The following is a 19,557-nucleotide window of genomic DNA, read 5'->3' as shown; positions in this document are numbered from 1 at the left end:
GTATCCGGGGCGGCGACCCTGATGCGCGAAGGCGACAATCACGAGCTCGTCGTCGCGCACGAAGTAGATGACCCGATGGGGCGACGTTAACCTTTCTGCTTCGCACCACAGGTAGCCGATCCCAACCCGGAGTTTTCGGCCACGCGTCCGGGATCCACACGGCATCATCAACGGCCCGGGCGACCTCAGCATCGAACTCGTCGCCGAGCCCATTTTTCCGTGTCTGGTAATACCGGACGGCATCGAGAAACTCCGCGTCAGCCTCCGGATGAACGAGTGGGCGAAGCGTCACTTCCGCAGGTCGTCCAGGAGCGCTCGCGCCGTGGCCCGCGTCTCCTCGAAATTGCCCAGCTCAACGTTGCCATTCAGGATGTCGTCAACTCGGGAGCCGATCTCTGCCTGCCAGACCTGGTCGACCTCCCGCTGATCGGCACCTTGCTCTGGGTGCAGGCTGGCCAACAAACGGTGCGCGACGACAGCGCGTTCAGCGCGACTGAGATCGAGTCCTGCCTCGTAAACCTCATCAGCTTTGAGCGCCATAGGCCCAGTGTACGACGCGACGCTGGCATCCAGGAAGGTTCGTTGGGCCTGCTCCAGCTTGTGGTCACGGCGCAACCACCGCAGACCCGCGGATGCGGGATGGCTGGCTCCCAGGTGGATCACGCAAGTTTCACGCTGATCTCGGCAGCCCATCCCCGTCGTTGATCGAGCTTGCCGAGATCGCCATCGACCGACGCGAGCCGTCTCAGGTAGCCGCCGGGCCGCCTACATCCGGCGGCATCCGCTTCACCAGGTCGGCGATGCGGCCCTCCATGAGTGCGACTCGCTTCTTGCGGCCCCAGTTCTGCAGCTGCTTCTCACGACCGTAGGCATCGATCATGAGCTCATACTCCTCGAAGTAGACGAGCACGACGGGCCGGCGGGCGGCCGTGTAGTTGGGTCTGCCCTCAGCCTTGCCGTGGTTGTGCTGCCAGGTCCGACGCTCCAGGCTCCACGTGCTGCCGATATAGAAGGCCCCGTCGAAGCACTTCACCATGTACGCATAGGGCATGTCCCTCAGAGCGGCACTGTGCCGGCCAGCTCATAAAAGTTATCCTCAGGCCTGCCATCGCAGCGGATGCAGAATGGCTGGCTTCCCGAGACCGCTCACCCCAGTCGATGGAGGTCTCGGCAAGCTCGACCGACGGGATGGGTGCGTTTTCGAGGCCGGCTCACGCCAGACGATGCTGGTCTCGGCAAGCTCGACCGACGGGATGAGCGCGTCCCCGAAGCCGGCTCACACCAGACGATGCTGGTCCCGGCAAGCTCGACCGACGGGATGGGGACGTTTTCGAGACCGGGCACGCCCGTCGAGGCTGGCGCGACCCGTCCGCAAGACCCGACCCCCGCCGTTGATCGAGCTTGCCGAGATCTCCATCGACCAACGCGAGCTGCCTCAGAAAGCCGGGTCGGCGGGGGCTTCGATACCGTAGCCCGGTGTTCACACATCCAAAGTCTCAATAGATAATTCAACAAAGGGAATTGAGCGTCCGTAATCGCGTATTTACTTAGCGTATAGGTACTCGAAGAGACGCGCATATTCATCAAGCACGAACCCTTGAACCACTCCCCCATTAATTCACTAGATCCCTACCGTCATCATAGACTCGACCAATTCACGATATAGAAATCCATTGTCTACAGATCCGCAACTGCGCCCGCTTCGCGGGAGACTGGATGCAAACTATTTCTTAGTGAATCAGTCCGCAGGGCCACGAGGAGACTGTCTCAGAGCCCAAGCCGGCCAGCCTCGCTTCAATCCCGGTTTAGAACTATTTCCGATAGCAATTGACCGATACTAACGCTCATCCTAATAAACGAGAACACGAAAATAGCCTGGCTGCAGTTGAAGAGCGACGTCCAATTCGCTTTCTGACTGCGGCCAGGCTCAGGTCAGAATCGACCCGTTTGTTCGGTTGTGCTGGTGTTACTGGAGAAGCTGCAGAACGCCCGAGTTGCTCTGGTTGGCCTGCGCGAGCATGGCGGTTCCAGCCTGCGACAGAATGTTCGCACGGGTGTACTTGACCATTTCCTCAGCCATGTCGGTGTCGCGAATACGCGATCCGGCAGCGGTGAGGTTCTCTTTCGAGACGGCCAGGTTCTTGATGACGCTCTCGAACCGGTTCTGGTTTGCACCCAGATCGGCGCGAGCCGTGGAGACGGTAACAATCTGAGCCGTGATGGTGGCAATTGCTGCCGTGGCCCCGGCAGCGTCCGAGAAGTCTAGTGCGGAGGCGCCCACAACAGGGTCAACGGTCGTGCCCGCACCTGTTCCAGTAACGCCGGCCGAAGACAGAGCCGGGTCAAGAGTTCCCCCGTCCAGGGTCTTGATATTCAAGACATTGGTCGAGCTAACACTTGCATATAGGTTGTTCTTGAACTGACCGTCCGCATTCAACGCCGCCGCGAATTGAGAAACAGTTTGTACGCTGCCAGCCACAAACACGTCCGTTTCGATGGACGTGATAGTTCCATCGGAATTTTCAATGCTGAAAGACTGCGCGCCAGCGATCGTGTCCGCGTCAGCGTCAACGAGGGCATAGTTCACGGAGGACGGAGCTGTCGTCAGGTTAGCTGCGAGCGTCCCGATGTTTGCGAGACCAACTCCGATTGTGTCGTTCGCGTTTGCGCCGATCTGGAAGCTCATAGAACCTCCCTTGAGAAGGTCAGTTCCGTTGAAATTAGTTGCCGCCGCGATGCGGGTGAGCTCTTTGGTCAACGCGGTGGCTTCAGTCGTGATTGCGTCACGTGACTGCTCGTTGTTCGAGTCGTTACCGGCCTGAACAGCCAGGTCGCGCATGCGCTGCAAGATCGAAGTGACCTCGTTAAGCGAACCTTCTGCGGTCTGAATAACGCTGATCGCGTCCTGGGCGTTGCGGCTGGCGACCGTGAGGCCGCCGACCTGCGACTTCAGGCCTTCGGAAATTGCCAGACCAGCTGCGTCATCCGCGGCGCGGTTGATGCGCAGGCCGCTGGAGAGCTTTTCCAGCGACTTGGACAGGTCGTTCTGCGTTGTTGCGAGGTTGCGGTAGGCGTTATTCGCCGCAATGTTCGTGTTTACCTGCATGCCCATGATGAATCCTCCGTGATTGGGTCAATTTCACCGGCCCATCCATGGCCCGGCACCCGAAGCTATCGGCGGGGGTAGACGACGGGGTTAGAAGAAATCACGAAAAACTTTGTGGCACGACGAATAAGCCCGGCGGCATCCGCTTCACGAATTTGCATTCATGAGCGGATGCCACCCGGCTTAGATCAGCGGTCGATCTCGCTGGTGACGCCTACTTCAGGTGTTACTGGAGCAGCTGCAGCACCCCCGAGTTGCTCTGGTTGGCCTGCGCGAGCATGGCGGTGCCGGCCTGCGACAGGATGTTCGCACGGGTGTACTTGACCATTTCCTCGGCCATGTCGGTGTCGCGAATACGCGATCCGGCAGCGGTGAGGTTTTCCTTGGAGACGGCCAGGTTCTTGATGACGCTCTCGAAGCGGTTCTGAACGGCACCGAGGTTGGCGCGAGCCGTCGAGACGGTCGTCAGTTTCGTGTCCAACGTGGAGATCGCGGCCGCTGCGTTGGCAGCGGTGTCGAACTGCAGGGCCGGTACTGCGGCTGCAACAGATGTTGCAACACCAGTACCCGAGGAACCGTGGGTTCCAGCGGTGCTACCACCGACGACGGTTCCACCCGTATTTGACGTAACGGACAGCTGGTTGTTGGAGTCAACCGTTGCGGTCAAAGCAGAGCTGAACGAACCGTTGGAGTTCAACGCCGACGCGACGTCCTGAACCGACTTGTACGTTCCAGCAGCACCCAGGGTTGCCGTAACGGACGTGACGGAGGCATCCGCGTTGGTGATGCGGAAGTTCTGGGCTCCGGTGACTGCGGTCGGAGTAGCAACGGCCAGAGTCGCGCCGCCTGAACTGCCGGTCGAGAGGCTAGCGGCCAGCGCCGTGATGTTGACGGTAGAAAGGTTCACCCCGATTTTGTCATCGGCGGTGCCGTTTGCTCCGATCTGGAAGCTCAGGTTGGCGGTGCCATTCAGTAGCTTGGTGCCGTTGAAGTTGGTGCTCTTACTAATGCGGTCGAGCTCCGAGGTCAGCGCCGTGACCTCGGTCTGGATGGCGGTGCGTGACTGGGTGTTGTTCGAGTCGTTACCCGCCTGAACGGCGAGGTCGCGAACGCGCTGCAGGATCGACTGCACCTCGTTGAGCGAACCTTCAGCGGTCTGGATGACGCTGATGCCGTCTTGGGCGTTGCGGGAAGCTACCGTGAGGCCACCGACCTGAGACTTGAGTCCTTCCGAAATGGTCAGACCAGCTGCGTCATCCGCGGCGCGGTTGATGCGCAGGCCACTGGAAAGTTTCTCCAGCGACTTCGACAGGTCGTTCTGCGTTGTTGCAAGGTTGCGGTATGCGTTGTTTGCCGCGATGTTTGTGTTGACCTGCATGCCCATGATGATTCCTCCGTGAGTGGGTGTTGTTACACTGGCCCATCCATGGGCCGGTACCTACATCTATCGGCCGCCCCCCTATGGGGGTAAGCAGTGCGGCGATTAAAACGCATTAACTTAATTTCGCCGGTTCTCCCCCTATATACGAGTGCATTCGTCGCGAGGTCTTGACGGCACATTGGCCTGTCCACCCCCGATTCAACCCCGTCTTTATGCGGATGTTGCCGCTCACACTGGTCGGGATGCCCCGCCTTCCCCAGGCCTTCAGCCCTGAAAACAGCCCACCCCCCGCTTGCGGGACACATCGACTCCCCCATCGCGCTGGTGATTGACGAGGCCTCCCTCGAATGGGTGCCACCCATAAAAGGCCAGATGAGGCTAGGAATCTTCGATAAACAAAACGACACGCCGCATGATCATTCATGAGCGAATTCGCATGCCCCCACTCTGGGTTACTCGCTGTCTACCCCAATATTCGAGAATCATCCGCACACAATGTAGCAACACGCCATATCCCCGGTTTTACGGGGTTTCGGTTGCGCCCCACTCCGGGTTACGCCTTGTCTAGCCCGGTGGCGACGTCAGACGGACTCGTCGAAGAGGTTGCGGCAGCATCCGTTCAGGCGAAACGAAGTCGGGGCGCCTCAACTCCAGGAGAAGGGTCGCGGCACGTGTTTGGGAAGCCGGCACTGGTTCAATCACGTGCCGCGAGCCCAAACACGTGCCACGACACCAAGGCGTCCAGCCTCGGCCTGCAGACACGCGCGCCAGCCGGAGGCCTCAATTGCAGTCGTTCGCTGTAGGGCTACCGCAAGAACGGCACCGACGTCAGCCAGCGTGAGACCCTGACCTCGGAGGCCAGCCGCGACCATCCGTGATTCTCTCGCTGCTTCCTGCCGCGTCGCCAGCTCTTGTGTGAAATTCTAGAGCGGCCTGGCAAATGAGCCGCCGGGGCGGCCGAACAGGAACAGCAGGTGCGCCTCAGCGGTCCCGGCAAGCTCGGGGCCGCGACCGACGCGCCAGTTCGCATCCGTCGCTACCAGCGTGCGAGCGCGCAGTATGGCCTTGATCTCGGTCGGGGCGATCAGGCTCTGACGCAGGGCCACCGCGCCGGATACCGGCGGTGCCACCGGCAGCTTGACGCCGAGCGGATGCGCCAGGTCAAGGCCGTGCACTACGGCCTCGGTGAGTTCGGTAATGCCGTGGCGCCCGCGGCCGGCAGCCTTGTCCGCGGCGATCTGCCTGATCTGCGCGACGAGTTCGGCCGGGAGCGCTTCTGCTGCTGCGCGGCTGAGTACGTCGATCGCTCGGTTGGGATTGATGAAGTGCCCAAGATAGGCGCGGGCCGCGGTGCTAACCAGCTGCCGGTTCGAGCTGCCAACTCGCCAGACGACATGGCCGGCTACATCCCGAACCCGCCAGCCCGCACAGAGGCTCGGCGTCTCCCACTGCTCGTCGGAAAGCTCCGCGAGCAGGTCGGCGGTTGCCGTGAGAGTGGACACCAGATAGGCGCGCCAGTTCGAGTTCGCACCGGATTCGTCACCGACACGTCGCTGACTGAGCGGTAGGTATTTCGACAGGTCGGCCATGTCATTCAGCGTAGACGACAGTGATCGGTAGCACTCAGAAATACCAGGCCAGGAACACCAAAACCCCGCCGACCGAAGTCGACGGGGCAGGCAAAACACCGCAGCCGCTGGAGCGGCCGCGACGACTACTTACGGGCTGGCTGGAGCAGCTGCAGCACGTCAGAGTTGGACTGGTTGGCCTGGGCCGACATAGCGACTCCCGGCTGCGCGAGGATATTCTCCTGCGTGTGCTTGCTCATTTGGGCGGCCATCTCGCCGTCGCGCAGAGGCGTACTGGCGGCGATCTTGTTCTCGGTCGCGACCTGGGAGACCTTGCCATCGAATTCGACGGTGTCGGTAACGACGCGGTCTCGAATTCCGCTTGAGAGGGCGACAGTTGGCTGAGCGAGACTACTTTGCGACGCTGCCAGATTGCGCAGGGCAGTCGAAGCGGAGCTCGAAGTGTTGACCTGAATGCTCATAATTTTTTCTTCCGTGAGAGGTGATTGTCACCCCGGCCCGTCCGTGAGCCGGTGCTGTTTAGTGAGGTGAAACTAGGCAGTGAATTGGTAATGCGGGGGTCAGGACGCGATGCCCGCGACCTCGGGTAGGACAACCCCTGGGAGTGGGCCTCGCACCGCGCGGGTCATGCCCACGGCTGCCAGGTCGGCCAGTCGAGCGAGGTAGGCGCTGCGACGGGCTGGTGCGATGCGCGACTCCGGCTGATACTCAGCCTCGGTGTCATCGGCGTAGTGGGTGCCCAGTCCATCACGCAACAAGCGGATGGCCTCGGCTCGGGTCTGAGACACGGCCGAGTGGGTGGTACCCAGGTCGGCTGCAATCTCTTTGACCGATCGGGCGTCGAAGTAGACCTGCTCGACGATCTCGCGCATTTTCTCCGGCAGAGCCGCGATAGCAGCGCGCAGGTAGACCAGTCGCTCATCGGAGAGCAACGAAGCTTCGGGCAGGGCCGTGTCGGCCACGAGAAATTCGGCGGTGGTGTCGTCGAGAGTGGACAACGTGCGGGCAGCATCGGAGAGGCCGGCAGCGGCGGTATCGCGATCGACACCGAGCGCGGCGGCAACTTCTTCGACGTTGGGCGTGCGACCGAGAGCTGCGGACAGCGTGTCCTGCACGGAGAGGGTTTCCTTGATGCGGCGACGCGCGGTGCGGGTGGCCCAGTCGTTGGAACGCATCTCGTCGGCGAAAGCACCGATGATGCGACGGCGAGCGAAGGCGCCAAAGGGGACCCCTAGATCGGGATTGAAGGCATCCGCTGAAGTAATAAGGGCGACGGAGCCAGCCGAGGCCAGATCATCGCGAGACAGGTGACGAGCCTTGGCCCAGACCTCGGATACCAGGTATCCAACGAGCGGAAGGTTCTCGACGACGAGGGCGTTCCGATCAGTTCTATTCACAAGCCGGCCCCCAGAAATATTTCACTACCTGTCAAATCGTGCCCGCTCAGGCGACACACGCGATAGACCCATGGCCTGACAGGCTCAATCTACCCCAGAAAAGGGTAAATGGGTAGCACTTCTTTACCCATTTGGCTAATTTGCTGTCCCTCGAAGTGGGGATTAGCACGTTCCGGGAGCTGTGGTCCGGCATTTAGGCAACATCACGGCGGCAAACTGTTGGAGTTTTCGTGAATTGCGAGCTTTTTTTCTAACGCTTTCGGGTGACCGGCCGAAAGTGAGATTGACGGAATCGTTGCATCTACGTGGGTAGGTGCCGAACTAGACCGATAAAGGTGGTTGGAGGACTCATGGGCGCCAATGAACTCTCAGCGTTGCTCTGGCGCGAACGGGAACTCCTGGAACTGCTGGTGTTCAAGCTCGAAGAGGAACAACTGCTGTTGCAGGGCGGCAAGTCACGCTGGCTCCAGCACGCCACCCGCGAGGTCGAACAGGTCTTGAACCTGGTGCGCGAGGCCGGCCTCGGTCGCTCGGTCGAAGTCGCCGCCCTCGCTACCCAGTGGGGAACGCAGGACGATTCGACCCTGCGCGAGCTCGTCGCCAATGCGCCGACCGGTCCGTGGGGCGAAATCTTCGCTGCCCACCTCAAGGCCATGGGCGATCTCACCGCGCAGATCAAAGAGCTGCGCGACTCCAACGAACGCTTCATTCGTAACGCCGCTCGGTCGACGCAGGAGACCATGGCCAGCGCGAACGTCGGTGCCAAGACCTACAACGCGAGCGGAGCGACCGGCGCCCCGGTGACGAACGCCCGAATCTTCGACCGAAACCTGTGAGGAAGTCGCGATGAGTACCTTCAGCGGTCTGAACACGGCCTACTCGGGACTCGTCGCGGCCAGAAAAGGTCTCGACGTCGTCGGGCAGAACATCTCCAACGCCAACACGGTCGGGTACACCCGCCAGCGGGTGACTACCTCGGCGGTCGGCAGCCTGGCCGAAACCGGCCAGCTCACGGGCGGCTTGCGCGTGGGCGAGGGTGTCTCGGTCGACGGTATCGCCCGCCTCGGCAATGCCCAGTTGGATGCCCACGTGCGTAACTCCGCAGCGGCCGCCGGCTACACTGCGGTGCGCGCGAATTCCCTGAGCAGCATTGAGACCTCGCTAAACGAGCCCGGCGAGAACGGCATCTCGGCCAAGCTCGACGAATTCTGGGCGGGCTGGCAGGAACTCTCCAACGGATCGGATTCGGCCACTCCGGCCGCGCTGCTCCTCTCTACTGCCGGCGAACTGACCACCATGATCGCCCAGGGCTACCAGGCGGTCAGCACCGAGTATTCCTCGGTGCGCGGCGACCTCGGCAGCATGGTGTCCGAGCTCAACACCGCGGCGAGCCAGGTGGCCGCCCTCAACGTGCAGATTCGCACGACGCTCGCCACCGGTGGCAGCGCCAATGAGCTGCTCGACCAGCGCGAACTGCTGACGACGACGATTTCGGCGCTCACCGGGGCATCCGTTGTCGCGCAGAGTGACGGCACGGTCAACGTGCTGATTGGCGGCAACGCGCTCGTGAGTGGCGGGACGGCCAGTGCGCTAACGGTGTCTGGGGCTTCAACGCTCGACGACGCCATGGGCGGCAGCGCGGTCACCCTCGCCTGGGCCGATTCCGCGCGTACGTCTGCTGTGACGATTGACGGCGGGGAGATTGCCGGGGCGTTGACTCTTCTAGCTACCGAGGGCGATCTGGTCACGGCCGCTCAGGGATACAACGCGTTTGCGGAGAACCTCGCTAAAGGCGTCAATGACATCTACAAGACCAACGACGACAAGACTAATTTCTTTACCTTTGAGTCCGGCAACGCTGCACGCTCGCTGGCCGTGATTCCCCAGACCGGTTCAGCAGTTCACTCTGGTAACAGCGCCAATGGCGCCTACGACGGTTCCATAGCGGATGCCATCGCCCAGCTCGGCGCAGGCAAGGCTGTCGACGTCGATGGAAACCCCGTCGTCTCCCCCAATACGACCTGGTCAGACTTCGTCTCGACCATTGCCGTCGCCACCCAGTCCGAGCTGCAGCAGGCCAACCTGGCCAGCACGACGGCCACCTACGCGTCCAGCCAGCAGCTTGCCAACTCCTCCGTCGACCTTGATGAGGAGAACGTGAACCTGCTCATGTTCCAGACCGCGTACCAGGGCGCCGCCCGCGTGTTGACGGCCGTGGACGAGATGCTCGATACTCTGATCAACCGCACCGGACTGGTAGGAAGGTAAATCATGATCACTCGTGTCACCGGCCAGACCCAGATGCGCGCGGCCCAGCGCAACCTGCAAGACAACATGGCACAGCTGTCCAAACTGCAGGAACAGGCCAGCACGCTCAAGGGCATCAATCGATCGTCCGACGACCCGACGGCGGCGGCATCCGCTCTCGCCGTGCGGGCCGAGCAGGCAGCGACCGGCCAGTACAGCCGCAACGCCAACGACGGCGACAACTGGCTCACCACCATCGACTCCGCCATGTCGGCCACGAGCGACATTATGATTCGGGTGCGGGACCTCACGGTGCAGGGCGCCAACGGCGCCGTCAGCGCCACCGCCAAAGAAGCCATCGCCGTCGAGCTCGAGGGCCTGAAGGCCGAGCTGCTCACGCAGGCGAACACCACCTACCTGGGCCGCAGCGTGTTCGCGGGCAATTCCGACGCTACGGCAGCCTTCGTTGATGATCCTGATACCGGGATCTTGTCCTACACCGGTGTCAGCGTAAGCGGCGTACCCAACAGCCCCGTGGAACGGCGCATCAGCGCCGACACGACGGTTCGAGTGGATGGCGATGGTGCGGCGATTTTCGGTGGGAGCGCCGGGGAATCCGTTTTCGATCTACTCGACGGTGTCATCGCGAGCCTGCGCGGCACTTCGACCACGGACGCTACGGTCAGCAGCCACCTCACAAATATCGACACCCGAATGGGCACGATGACGAGCGAGTGGGCCACCATCGGTGCCCGCCAGGTGCAAGTCGAACGCGCGCAGGAGAATCTGCTGAGCAAGACCGAGGCGCTCGAGACCCAACGCGTTGGACTCGAAGACGTCGACCTCACCCAGATCGTGCTCGAACTGCAGTTGCAACAGGTTTCCTACCAATCCGCCCTCGCTGTCACCGCCAAGGTGCTGCAGCCCACACTGATGGACTTTCTCCGATGAGCTCCTCTTCGCTTCTGGTCAGCCCCCTGCTGAGCTTCGTCACTCCGCCGCCCGGGCTCGATCCGCACACGGATTTTCGTCTCAGCGAGATCGAGGGTGCTGCGGGGCTGTACTCCCTGCAGGCCGAGGCCGAGGCCGAGACGCGCATGTTCGTGCTCGACGCCGGAGTCTACCTGCCCGACTACTCCCCGGTGATCTCGAGCGAGCAGTCCGATGCGCTGTCGATCACGGAGGCGGCCGATGCGATCGTGCTCGTCGTGGTCAACCCCGGCGAGGAGGCGACGACGGTGAACCTCATGGCTCCAATCGTGGTCAACGCGCTGACCGGCATCTGCGCCCAGGTCATTCTCGACGGCCAGGAGTGGCCGCTGCGCGCCGAGCTCGGGGCTCTCGCCGCCTGATTCCTCCGCGCGTCCAGCTTTCTGCGCGAGGACGCCCACTCATGGGGCCAAAGATGGCACCTCGCGGGTAGCGCTGTCAGCTAGCGCGACTCGGCCTCGATCAGCGCAGCCTCGAACGCTACCCACGGCAGCATCGCGCACTTGACCCGGGCTGGATAGCGCGAGACTCCCCCGAACGCGGCCGCATCGCCGAGAATCTCTTCGTCGGGTTCGATCTTGCCGCGCGAGCGCAGCATCTCGCGAAAGTTGTCGAGCAGGGCCCGGGACTCGGTCACACTGAGGCCGCGCAGTGTGTCCGTCAGAATCGAAGCGGATGCCTGCGAGATCGAGCAGCCCTCCCCGGCCCAGACCAGGTCGGCCACGATGGCATTCGCAGCTGTTTCCGCGCCACCGGCCGAGTCAGCGCCATCCGTTTCGGCAGAAGCCCCTGCGCCGAGCGACACGCGCAGCGTCACCTCGTCACCGCAGGTCGTGTTGATCTGGTGCGATTCGGCCACGCGCAGGCCGCTAGCCGCGCCGAGCGCGACAGCCTCGGCCAGCGGCGTGAGGTCGACGGCTCCGTTCCTGGCCTTGGAGTGCTCCAGAATGATGGTCTGGTAGAGCTGCTGCAGGTCGCTCATCGGCGCACTCCCGTGCTGACCCCGAAGAAGGGCGCGACCTCAGCGAGGGTAGCCAGAAACAGGTCGACCTCATCAGTGGTGTTGTAGAGGTAGGTGCTCGCCCGGGTCGAGGCGGTCACGCCGAGTCGACGGTGCAGCGGCTGGGCACAGTGGTGGCCGACCCGCACGGCGATGCCGGCGTCGTCGAGAAACTGGCCAACGTCGTGGGCGTGCACGCCGGCGACATCCACGGCGGCCAGTCCGAGCCGTTCCACGCCGAGCCCGGGGCCGAGCAGGCGCACTCCGGGAATTTCGGCCAGCCCCGCCACGAGGCGCTGACCGAGCTGCGCCTCCCACGCTGCGACCCGATCCATGCCGGTCTCCCGCAGGTAGTCAACGGCCGCGGCCAACGCGATCGCCTGCGAGATGCGCTGAGTGCCGGCCTCAAAACGCTGCGGCGGCGCCAAGAACTCGGCGGTCTGCATGTTCACGGTGGTGATCATCGACCCACCGGTGAGGAACGGCGGCATATCGGCGAGCAGGTCGGTCTTGCCGTAGAGCACCCCAATGCCCGTGGGGCCGAGCATCTTGTGACCCGAGAACATTGCGAAGTCCACATCGAGCGCCGCAACGTCGACCGGCAGGTGCGGCACGGTCTGGCAGGCGTCGAGCACGACGAGGGCACCGACTTTGCGGGCGAGGGCGACGAGTTCGGCGACCGGGTTCAGGGTTCCGGTGACGTTCGAGCCGTGCGTGAAGGCAAGGAGCCTCGTGTGGGGGCCGACAATGTTCGCTGCGGCGAGCAGGTCGAGGGTGCCGTCATCCCGCACCGGGATGAAGCGCAGCGTGGCGCCGGTGCGCAGCGCGAGTTGCTGCCAGGGAATGAGGTTGGCGTGGTGCTCCATCTCAGTGACAACGATCTCGTCGCCGGCGCCGAGGCTGAACCGGCGGGCGGCCGGGCCGCCGAGGCCGAGCGAGGCGTTCGAGAAGCTGTAAGCCAGAAGGTTGATGGCTTCGGTGGCGTTGGAGGTCCAGACGATTTCGTCGGTTTGGGCGCCGACGAACGCAGCGACTTTCTCGCGGGCGGCTTCGAACCCCTCGGTCGCTTCGACGGCGAGCGTGTGGGCGCCGCGGTGCACGGCGGCGTTACGCTGCTCGTAGTACTCCTGCTCGGCTTCCATCACGCTGATCGGGTTCTGCGAGGTTGCCCCGGAGTCGAGATAGGTGAGCGGATGCCCGTTCACCGTCTGATGCAGCACCGGAAAGTCGTTGCGAATGCGTTCAACGTCAATGTTGGTCAGTGGGGCCAACTCGGGGTGCTGGGAACCAGCTGCGGGAGTTCCGGGTGGTGTAGCGGCGGACGATGGTGCAAAAGACGTCATACATCAAGGATATTGCCTCTCCCCGAACCCGGGCACCGCGCGGGCACATCTGCACGGGAAGTCTGCGTGTGCGGTGGAAAACTCCGCGGCGGCGTGTGAGGCTTAAGGGGTGACCCAGACTGCCGAACACACGGAGCTACGCGAGCACGTGTTACTCGACCGACCGTGGGTGACGCTGGTCTGGGACGACCCGGTCAATCTCATGTCGTACGTCGCCTACGTTTTTCGTAGCTACTTCGGGGTCACCCCGAAGCAGGCCGAACGTCTCATGCTGCAGGTCCACAACACCGGTCGGGCCGTCGTGGCCACCGGCAATCGCGAATCGATGGAGCGCCACGTCGAAGCCATGCACGGCTACGGGCTCTGGGCGACCCTGGCCAAGGCTGACGAATGAGCGGCCTGAGGCGGTTCACCCCGCACGTCTCCGGTTTCCTGTTCGCACGATTCGAGGCGATCGAGGTCGATCTGCTGCGTCTGGCCACCAGCCAACTGGTCGATATGCTCGATGCCGGAGCCGCCGACCCCGTGCTCGCCCGCAGCGACGGTGTCTTCGGCCGCCTGCTGCCCGACGCTTACCGTGACGACGATGAGGCTGCGGCAGAATTTCGTCGCTTCACAGCGCCCGGCCTACTCGAACGCAAGGAGCACAACGCCCAGATTGTGTTGGACACCCTCGGAACGGAACGGGACGAGACCGAAACGGACGACGAGGAACACCAACCGGTCACCATCAGCCTCGACCCCAATGCCGTGCAGGCCTGGCTGCGCAGCCTCACCGACCTACGGCTGACGCTCGCCGACCGGTTGCAGGTCTCCGCCGACGGAGTCGTCCACCTCGAGGGTGAAGACGCACCGTTTTTGCGCGAACTTTATGACTGGCTCGGCATGCTGCAGGAAGAACTCGTCTACGCGATCGACGTGTGACCTCGACGACGAGCTGACCCATCGGCGTTCTCGGCCAACAGATCTCGGGCAGCGATACCGATCACGGCGCTGTAGGTGGGGTAAGCGAAGCGCACTTTGGCCAGCGTGGCCACGTCGATTCCGGCGGCCATCGCCGTGGTGACCGACTGAATGACCTCCACGGCGTTCTCACCGACCGCGTGAGCACCCAGAATGAGCTCACGCCGACGATCGGTGATGAGTTTGAGAAATCCACGTTGGCGATCGTCGATCACAGCACGATCCAACCGCGAGAACGGTACCACCGCCACCACACACAGCTCGTCGCGACTCCGGGCCTCCACCTCGGACAGGCCAACGCCAGCGTAATCGGGATCCGTGAACCCACCCGCCGGAAGCAAATGGTGCGTGGTTCGCCGGTTGGCATCCAAAACGGCGTTCTCGGCTGCTGCCTCTCCCTCGGACTGTGCAGCTTGCACCAGCATGTCCCGGCCGTTGGCATCGCCGACGGCGAAGATGTGCGGCACCGAACTGCGAAAATACGCATCGACAGGGATAGACGATCGGCTCGTAACGACGCCGGCTGCTTCCAGTCCCAGGTCGTCGACATCCGCTGGCCAGCCGGTTGCCATGATCACGGCGTCGAAGCTGCCTGACACGTCGTGCCCGTGCTCGCGCCAGGTCAGCGTGATCGAGCCGTCCGTGGCACGATCGAGCCCGGCGACACCGTCAATGCCGAGGTGGACGGCGACCCCCTGTTCGACGAAGGCCTCCGCAACGGCCTGCGAGACGGACTCATCGGAGGTGGCGAGTACCCGGTCGGCCACGTCGAGCAGCGTCACTGTTGAACCGAAAGAATTGAACACGGTGACCAGTTGTGCGCCGGTGTTGCCGCCGCCGATAACCGCCAGCCGATCGGGAACTCGAGGCAGGTCGAGCACGTGTTCGGGCACTACCGCCAGTTCAGCTCCCGGCACCGGCAGACGGCGAGAATGACCTCCCACGCACACCACGACAGTGTCGGCCGAAATTGTGCGCCCGGTGTCGAGCTTGAGCGTGAAGGCATCCACAAAGCGGGCGCGCCCCTCCAGGATGAGATGAACGCCGGCATCGGCAAATCGGGTGGCCTCACCCTTCATGGAACGAACCCGGTCCACGGTCTCCCGTACTCGGGCGACCGTGGCGGGCCAGTCGATGGGACGTTCAGTCACGGAGATGCCATACGCGTCGGCCGTTCGGATCTCTCGCATGAGTCTTGCGGTTTTGGCGAGTACGCGAGTCGGCACGCATCCGGTGTTCACGCACGTGCCCCCCAGGCGATCAGCCTCACAGATGGCGACGGATGCTCCAAGCTCGGCGGCGCGCAGGGCTGCAGCGACTCCGGCCGGGCCGGCACCGATCACGACGACGTCGAAATGGTCGCGCCCGAGCACGCGTGAATCGGGAGCCGGGTTGGCGGCTGACTTCGTGTGCGCGAAGATTGGGGTCGCAGTCATCTCGGTCTCCCACCGTCGAAAGGTGCCTAAATCCTGACAGTGTCGGCTGGGAATCAACCGGTGCCGACACCCCGTTTCTACAGGAAATCTCATCATCATGGTGGGTTCAGTTTGGTGGGCAGAGTGTGCGGTAGCCTACTTTGTGAACCCCCTATTACCGTGTGCTCAAGGCCGCACGCACGGCTCGACTTGGCCCGCGACGGAGACCCATGGACCTCAGCACTGTGACACACGTCACCTCTGCTCGACAGCGGAGCGACCTCGCCGCGCTCGGTCCGACAGTCGTACCGCTGGCCGGCGGATCCGAGCTGTTCGCCGACCCGCGAGCCCACCTCAGGGGTCTGGTCGACCTGCACACCTTCGGGTGGCGCGCGCTGACCATCACGGACGACGGCCTCGAGATTGCCGCGACCTGCACCTTCACCGAACTCTCCCAGCTGCCGATGCGGGAGGGCTGGGCGGCGCATCCGCTGTTCTATCAGTGCTGCACGGCCCTGTTCGGCTCGTTCAAGGTCTGGAATGTTGCCACGGTCGGCGGCAACCTGGCCACCGCGCTTCCGGCCGGGCCCATGATCACCCTGGCCGTCGCGCTCGACGCGGAGGTTCTGGTCTGGCGTGCTGGTGGGCGCGATGAGGTCGTGCCGGCCCGTTCGTTTGTCACGGGAAACATGACCAACGTGCTCGCACCCGGTGATGTGTTGCGCTCTATTCACGTTCCGCTCGCCGCGTTGCAGTCGCAGACGGCATATCGCAAGATCGCCCTGTCGCCGCTCGGACGCTCTGGCGCGGTGCTCGCCGGGCGGCTCGATGCCGACGGTCTGTTCGTGCTCACGGTCACGGCGGCGACGCTGCATCCGGTGCAATTGCGGTACCCGAAGCTACCCGCCGCCGAGGTGCTGGCCGGCGATATTGCCGCGATCGACTGCTGGTTCACGGATGCCCACGGCGCCGCCGACTGGCGACGCGCGATGGGACTGCTGCTCGGCGAAGAAATTCGCGCTGAACTTGTTGGAGGTCTCGCATGACGCTGGAACGGGTCGCAACGGTTGGCACGGTCATTTTTGAGGTCAACGGCAGCCCGGTCGAGGCGACGCCCCAACCCGGCCAGTGCCTGCGCACCCTGCTGCGCGACCACGAACACTTCGAGGTGAAGAAGGGCTGCGACACGGGCGACTGCGGCGCCTGCACGGTTCAGGTCGACGGCACGCCCGTGCACTCCTGCATCTACCCGGCCTACCGGGCAGCCGGCAAGCAGATCACGACCGCGGCCGGCCTCGGCCAGCCCGGCAACCTCGCGCCGGTGCAGCAGCGCTTCGTCGACGCCGCCGGGTTTCAGTGCGGCTTCTGCACACCCGGCATGGTCGTCACCGCCGCCGCCATCGAAGCGGATGCCGACACCACCCGTGCAAACGGCGTCGATGCCAGCTTCAGCACCGACCCCGACGAACTTCCCCGCCTGCTCAAGGGAAACCTCTGCCGCTGCACCGGTTACCGTTCGATCAATGACGCCATTCGCGGTCAGCACACCCCGCCGGCGGTCTCCTGCCACGTCGTCCCAGAGCGCGAGCACGCCGAAACGTCCAGCCTCGGACCGGTGCGCACGACCGGCCAGGCCACTCCCGAACCGGCTTCGGCTGGTGCGGGATCGACCGGATTGGCCTCAACCGGACGGGTCGCGACGAGCGAGTCCATGACGGGCCACTCCGCCACGAGCCGCATGGTCGGCCCGGTTGGCACCTCCGCCGGCGCGATCGCCGGGGAGCGCGTCGTGAGCGGGCTCGAGCCGTACACCCTCGACGTTTCCGTTGCCGGACTGCTGCACCTCGCGGTGCTCGGGAGTCCGCACGCGCACGCGCGCATCCGCTCTCTTGATGCGTCGAAAGCGGCCAGGCTGCCCGGGGTGCACCGCGTGCTCACCCATGCCGACTCCCCCACGACTCAATTTTCAACCGCGCGGCACGAGAGCCGGTTCGACGACCCCGACGACACCCTGGTCTTCGACCAGACCCTGCGTTTTCGCGGGCAGCGCGTGGCAGCGGTCGTCGCCGACTCGGTCGCGATCGCCGAGGCCGCCTGCCGACTGATCGACGTCGAGTACGAGGTGCTCGATGCCGTCTTCGACCCTTGGCTGGCTGCTCTGCCGGGTGCCCCGCTGGTACACGGCGACAAGGACCCGGTCATGTCGCGACTGGCCGACCCGGGGCGCAACCTCGTCGCCGAACTGCACGGCGAATTCGGTGACGTTGCGGCCGGACTCGCCGAGGCGACCACCGTTATCTCGGGCAGCTGGCAGACCCAACGCATTTCGCACACCCACCTCGAAACCCACGGCACGATCGGCTGGATCGACGGCGACCGGCTGGTGCTGCGGACGAGCTCGCAGGTTCCGTTTTTGGTGCAGAAGGAGATCTGCCGGCTGTTCGACCTCGACCCGGCCGGAGTGCGGGTGTTCACGGCCCGGGTCGGCGGCGGTTTCGGCGGCAAGCAGGAGCTGCTCACCGAAGACCTCGTCACCCTCGCGGTACTCAGTACCGGCCAGCCGGTACAGTACGAATTCACCCGCACCGACGAGCTCACGATCGCCCCGGTGCGGCATCCGTTTGCGATCGACGTGACGCTCGGCGCCACGGCCGATGGCCGCCTCACCGCCCTGAAACTGGGCGTGCTCGCCGACACCGGCGCCTATGGCAACCACGGCCCGGGCGTGATGTTCCACGGCACGAGTGAGTCCGTCGCGCTCTACAACGTGCCCAACAAAAGAGTGGATGCCCGGAGCGTCTACACGAATAACCCGCCGTCGGGCGCCTTCCGCGGCTACGGCCTCGGCCAGATCATCTTCGCGATCGAAAGCGCGCTCGACGACCTGGCCCGGGAACTCGAGATGGACCCGTTCGAACTGCGCCGACTCAATTCGGTGCAGCCCGGCGACCCGCTCGTGGTCACGCACGAGGAAGGGCCCGACCTCGTCTTTGGAAGCTATGGCCTCGACCAGTGCCTCGACCTCGCCGAGTCGGCGCTGGGGCGCGGCAACCGGTCCGTCGTTCCGGTCGGTGCCCAGTGGAAAGTCGGCTCCGGCATGGCGTCGTCAATGATCGCGACCACGCCGCCACGCGGCCACCGCTCGCAGGCATCCGTTCAGCTACTCGCTGGCGGACGCTATCTGGTGCGGGTCGGCACGACCGAGTTCGGCAACGGCACTACGACCGTGCACGCGCAGATCGCGGCGACGGCGCTGCACACGTCTGTCGACCGCATCGATTTGGTGCATTCCGACACGGATGCTGCCGGTTACGATTCCGGCGCGTTCGGCTCGGCCGGGGTCGTCGTCGCTGGCAAGGCCGTGCTCGCCGCGGCGACCGCGCTGGCCGAGTCCCTGGTTGGGGCAGCGGCATCGTGCAGCGGTCTCGGTGAGGTGGATTGGCAGCTTGAACGGGAGGGGCTGTGTGCGACGGGTACGGTCGTCACCCTGGACGACCTCGCAGCCTGGGCCGCGGCCAACGACGTCGACCTCACAGCGATGCGCCGCGAAGACGGAGCGCTGCGCTCGCTCGCCTTCAACGTGCACGCGTTTCGAGTGGCCGTGAACACCGACACCGGCGAGGTGCGCATTCTGCAGTCGATCCAGGCCGCCGATGCCGGCTTCGTGATGAACCCCGAGCAGTGTCGCGGACAGATCGAGGGCGGAGTCGCGCAGGCGCTCGGCACCGCCCTGTTCGAAGAGATCGTGCTCGACGGCGCCGGAGCGGTGACGACGCGAGTGCTGCGCAACTACCACGTGCCCCAGCTCGTGGATCTGCCGGTCACCGAGGTGTACTTTGCCGAAAGCCACGACGTGCTCGGGCCCTTCGGTGCCAAGTCGATGAGCGAGTCAACCTACAACCCGGTCGCGCCGGCGCTGGCCAATGCGATACGCGACGCGATCGGCATCCGTCCGACCGAGTTGCCCATGTCCCGCGACCGTATCTGGCGTCTGCTGCACGGCTGAGCGGATGCGCCGCCCGGCTCGCGCAGGGTAGCTCGCGCCGGTCGATGGCGGTCTCGACGCGCTCGACCAACGCATCGGGTCGCGGCCCCGAAACCGGCTTGCGCCAGTCGATGGCGGTCT

General features: G+C 64.1%; 18 protein-coding genes. 8 read left to right on the top strand and 10 right to left on the bottom strand.

Features of this window, described 5'->3' with window-relative positions:
* Positions 1 to 288: 288 nt before the first annotated feature.
* The 7 genes from E3T41_RS17890 to E3T41_RS08265 all read right to left on the bottom strand — a co-directional run bounded on the left by E3T41_RS17890 (position 289) and on the right by E3T41_RS08265 (position 7,473).
* Positions 289 to 540 (bottom strand): addiction module protein, encoded by a 252-nt coding sequence (locus E3T41_RS17890; protein WP_166787620.1) that lies wholly within the window; start codon positions 538 to 540, stop codon positions 289 to 291.
* A gap of 205 nt (positions 541 to 745) precedes the next feature.
* Positions 746 to 1,051, bottom strand: a complete 306-nt coding sequence (locus tag E3T41_RS08290) for a GIY-YIG nuclease family protein (RefSeq protein WP_092450664.1) — start codon at positions 1,049 to 1,051, stop codon at positions 746 to 748.
* Between the two features lie 915 nt (positions 1,052 to 1,966).
* Positions 1,967 to 3,112, bottom strand: a complete 1,146-nt coding sequence (locus E3T41_RS08285) for a flagellin (protein ID WP_092450666.1) — start codon at positions 3,110 to 3,112, stop codon at positions 1,967 to 1,969.
* 220 nt (positions 3,113 to 3,332) lie between these two features.
* Positions 3,333 to 4,484 carry a flagellin gene (locus E3T41_RS08280; protein WP_370257330.1) on the bottom strand — a complete coding sequence of 384 codons (1,152 nt, stop codon included), beginning with the start codon at positions 4,482 to 4,484 and terminating at the stop codon, positions 3,333 to 3,335.
* Positions 4,485 to 5,410: 926 nt separating this feature from the next.
* On the bottom strand, positions 5,411 to 6,076 hold the full coding sequence (locus E3T41_RS08275) for a maleylpyruvate isomerase family mycothiol-dependent enzyme (protein WP_092450670.1): 666 nt from the start codon (positions 6,074 to 6,076) through the stop codon (positions 5,411 to 5,413).
* Positions 6,077 to 6,201: 125 nt separating this feature from the next.
* Positions 6,202 to 6,537, bottom strand: a complete 336-nt coding sequence (locus tag E3T41_RS08270) for a flagellin (RefSeq protein ID WP_092450672.1) — start codon at positions 6,535 to 6,537, stop codon at positions 6,202 to 6,204.
* A 99-nt stretch (positions 6,538 to 6,636) separates the two neighbouring features.
* On the bottom strand, positions 6,637 to 7,473 hold the full coding sequence (locus tag E3T41_RS08265) for a sigma-70 family RNA polymerase sigma factor (RefSeq protein ID WP_134478083.1): 837 nt from the start codon (positions 7,471 to 7,473) through the stop codon (positions 6,637 to 6,639).
* Positions 7,474 to 7,823: 350 nt separating this feature from the next.
* Between E3T41_RS08265 and E3T41_RS08260 the strand changes: the two genes are divergently transcribed.
* The 4 genes from E3T41_RS08260 to E3T41_RS08245 are packed head-to-tail and all read left to right on the top strand — an operon-like array spanning position 7,824 to position 11,072.
* Positions 7,824 to 8,309: a flagellar protein FlgN gene (locus E3T41_RS08260; protein WP_092450676.1), complete on the top strand. Its 486-nt coding sequence runs from the start codon at positions 7,824 to 7,826 to the stop codon at positions 8,307 to 8,309.
* A gap of 10 nt (positions 8,310 to 8,319) precedes the next feature.
* Entirely contained in the window at positions 8,320 to 9,741 is a 1,422-nt protein-coding gene (gene flgK / locus E3T41_RS08255) for a flagellar hook-associated protein FlgK (RefSeq protein ID WP_134478081.1), read from the top strand.
* Positions 9,742 to 9,744: 3 nt separating this feature from the next.
* A complete protein-coding gene (gene flgL / locus E3T41_RS08250; protein WP_134478079.1) occupies positions 9,745 to 10,671 on the top strand; it encodes a flagellar hook-associated protein FlgL in 927 nt (308 codons plus the stop codon).
* Entirely contained in the window at positions 10,668 to 11,072 is a 405-nt protein-coding gene (locus E3T41_RS08245; protein ID WP_092450682.1) for a flagellar assembly protein FliW, read from the top strand. The genes flgL and E3T41_RS08245 overlap by 4 nt, the downstream gene beginning before the upstream one ends.
* A gap of 80 nt (positions 11,073 to 11,152) precedes the next feature.
* Here the strand turns inward: E3T41_RS08245 and sufU are convergent, their stop codons facing one another.
* The gene (gene sufU, locus E3T41_RS08240) at positions 11,153 to 11,692 is read right to left on the bottom strand and encodes a Fe-S cluster assembly sulfur transfer protein SufU (RefSeq protein ID WP_092450684.1); all 540 of its coding nucleotides are present in this window, start codon (positions 11,690 to 11,692) and stop codon (positions 11,153 to 11,155) included.
* Positions 11,689 to 13,053 (bottom strand): aminotransferase class V-fold PLP-dependent enzyme, encoded by a 1,365-nt coding sequence (locus E3T41_RS08235; RefSeq protein WP_092450686.1) that lies wholly within the window; start codon positions 13,051 to 13,053, stop codon positions 11,689 to 11,691. Before E3T41_RS08235 ends, sufU begins: the two co-directional genes overlap by 4 nt.
* 109 nt (positions 13,054 to 13,162) lie before the next feature.
* On the opposite strand from E3T41_RS08235, the gene clpS reads away from it, so the two are divergent.
* Together clpS and E3T41_RS08225 are read left to right on the top strand one after the other, a co-directional pair.
* Positions 13,163 to 13,447: an ATP-dependent Clp protease adapter ClpS gene (clpS, locus tag E3T41_RS08230; protein ID WP_092450688.1), complete on the top strand. Its 285-nt coding sequence runs from the start codon at positions 13,163 to 13,165 to the stop codon at positions 13,445 to 13,447.
* Positions 13,444 to 13,977: a DUF2017 family protein gene (locus tag E3T41_RS08225; RefSeq protein ID WP_104132902.1), complete on the top strand. Its 534-nt coding sequence runs from the start codon at positions 13,444 to 13,446 to the stop codon at positions 13,975 to 13,977. Before clpS ends, E3T41_RS08225 begins: the two co-directional genes overlap by 4 nt.
* On the opposite strand, the gene E3T41_RS08220 is transcribed toward E3T41_RS08225, so the two are convergent.
* Positions 13,959 to 15,452, bottom strand: coding sequence for an NAD(P)/FAD-dependent oxidoreductase (locus E3T41_RS08220; protein WP_134478077.1), 1,494 nt, complete (start codon positions 15,450 to 15,452; stop codon positions 13,959 to 13,961). The genes E3T41_RS08225 and E3T41_RS08220 overlap by 19 nt on opposite strands.
* Positions 15,453 to 15,661: 209 nt before the next feature.
* Here E3T41_RS08220 and E3T41_RS08215 point away from each other — a divergent pair, with 209 nt between their 5' ends.
* Complete coding sequence (locus E3T41_RS08215; protein WP_134478075.1) at positions 15,662 to 16,477, top strand: xanthine dehydrogenase family protein subunit M; 816 nt, start codon at positions 15,662 to 15,664, stop codon at positions 16,475 to 16,477.
* Positions 16,474 to 19,437 (top strand): molybdopterin-dependent oxidoreductase, encoded by a 2,964-nt coding sequence (locus E3T41_RS08210; RefSeq protein WP_134478073.1) that lies wholly within the window; start codon positions 16,474 to 16,476, stop codon positions 19,435 to 19,437. Before E3T41_RS08215 ends, E3T41_RS08210 begins: the two co-directional genes overlap by 4 nt.
* Positions 19,438 to 19,557 lie beyond the last annotated feature (120 nt).

The organism is Cryobacterium sp. Hh38 (assembly GCF_004403235.1).
GTDB lineage: Bacteria > Actinomycetota > Actinomycetes > Actinomycetales > Microbacteriaceae > Cryobacterium > Cryobacterium levicorallinum.
The sequence above is the reverse complement of the archived record's forward strand: the minus strand, read 5'-3'. Positions and strand labels throughout refer to the sequence as shown.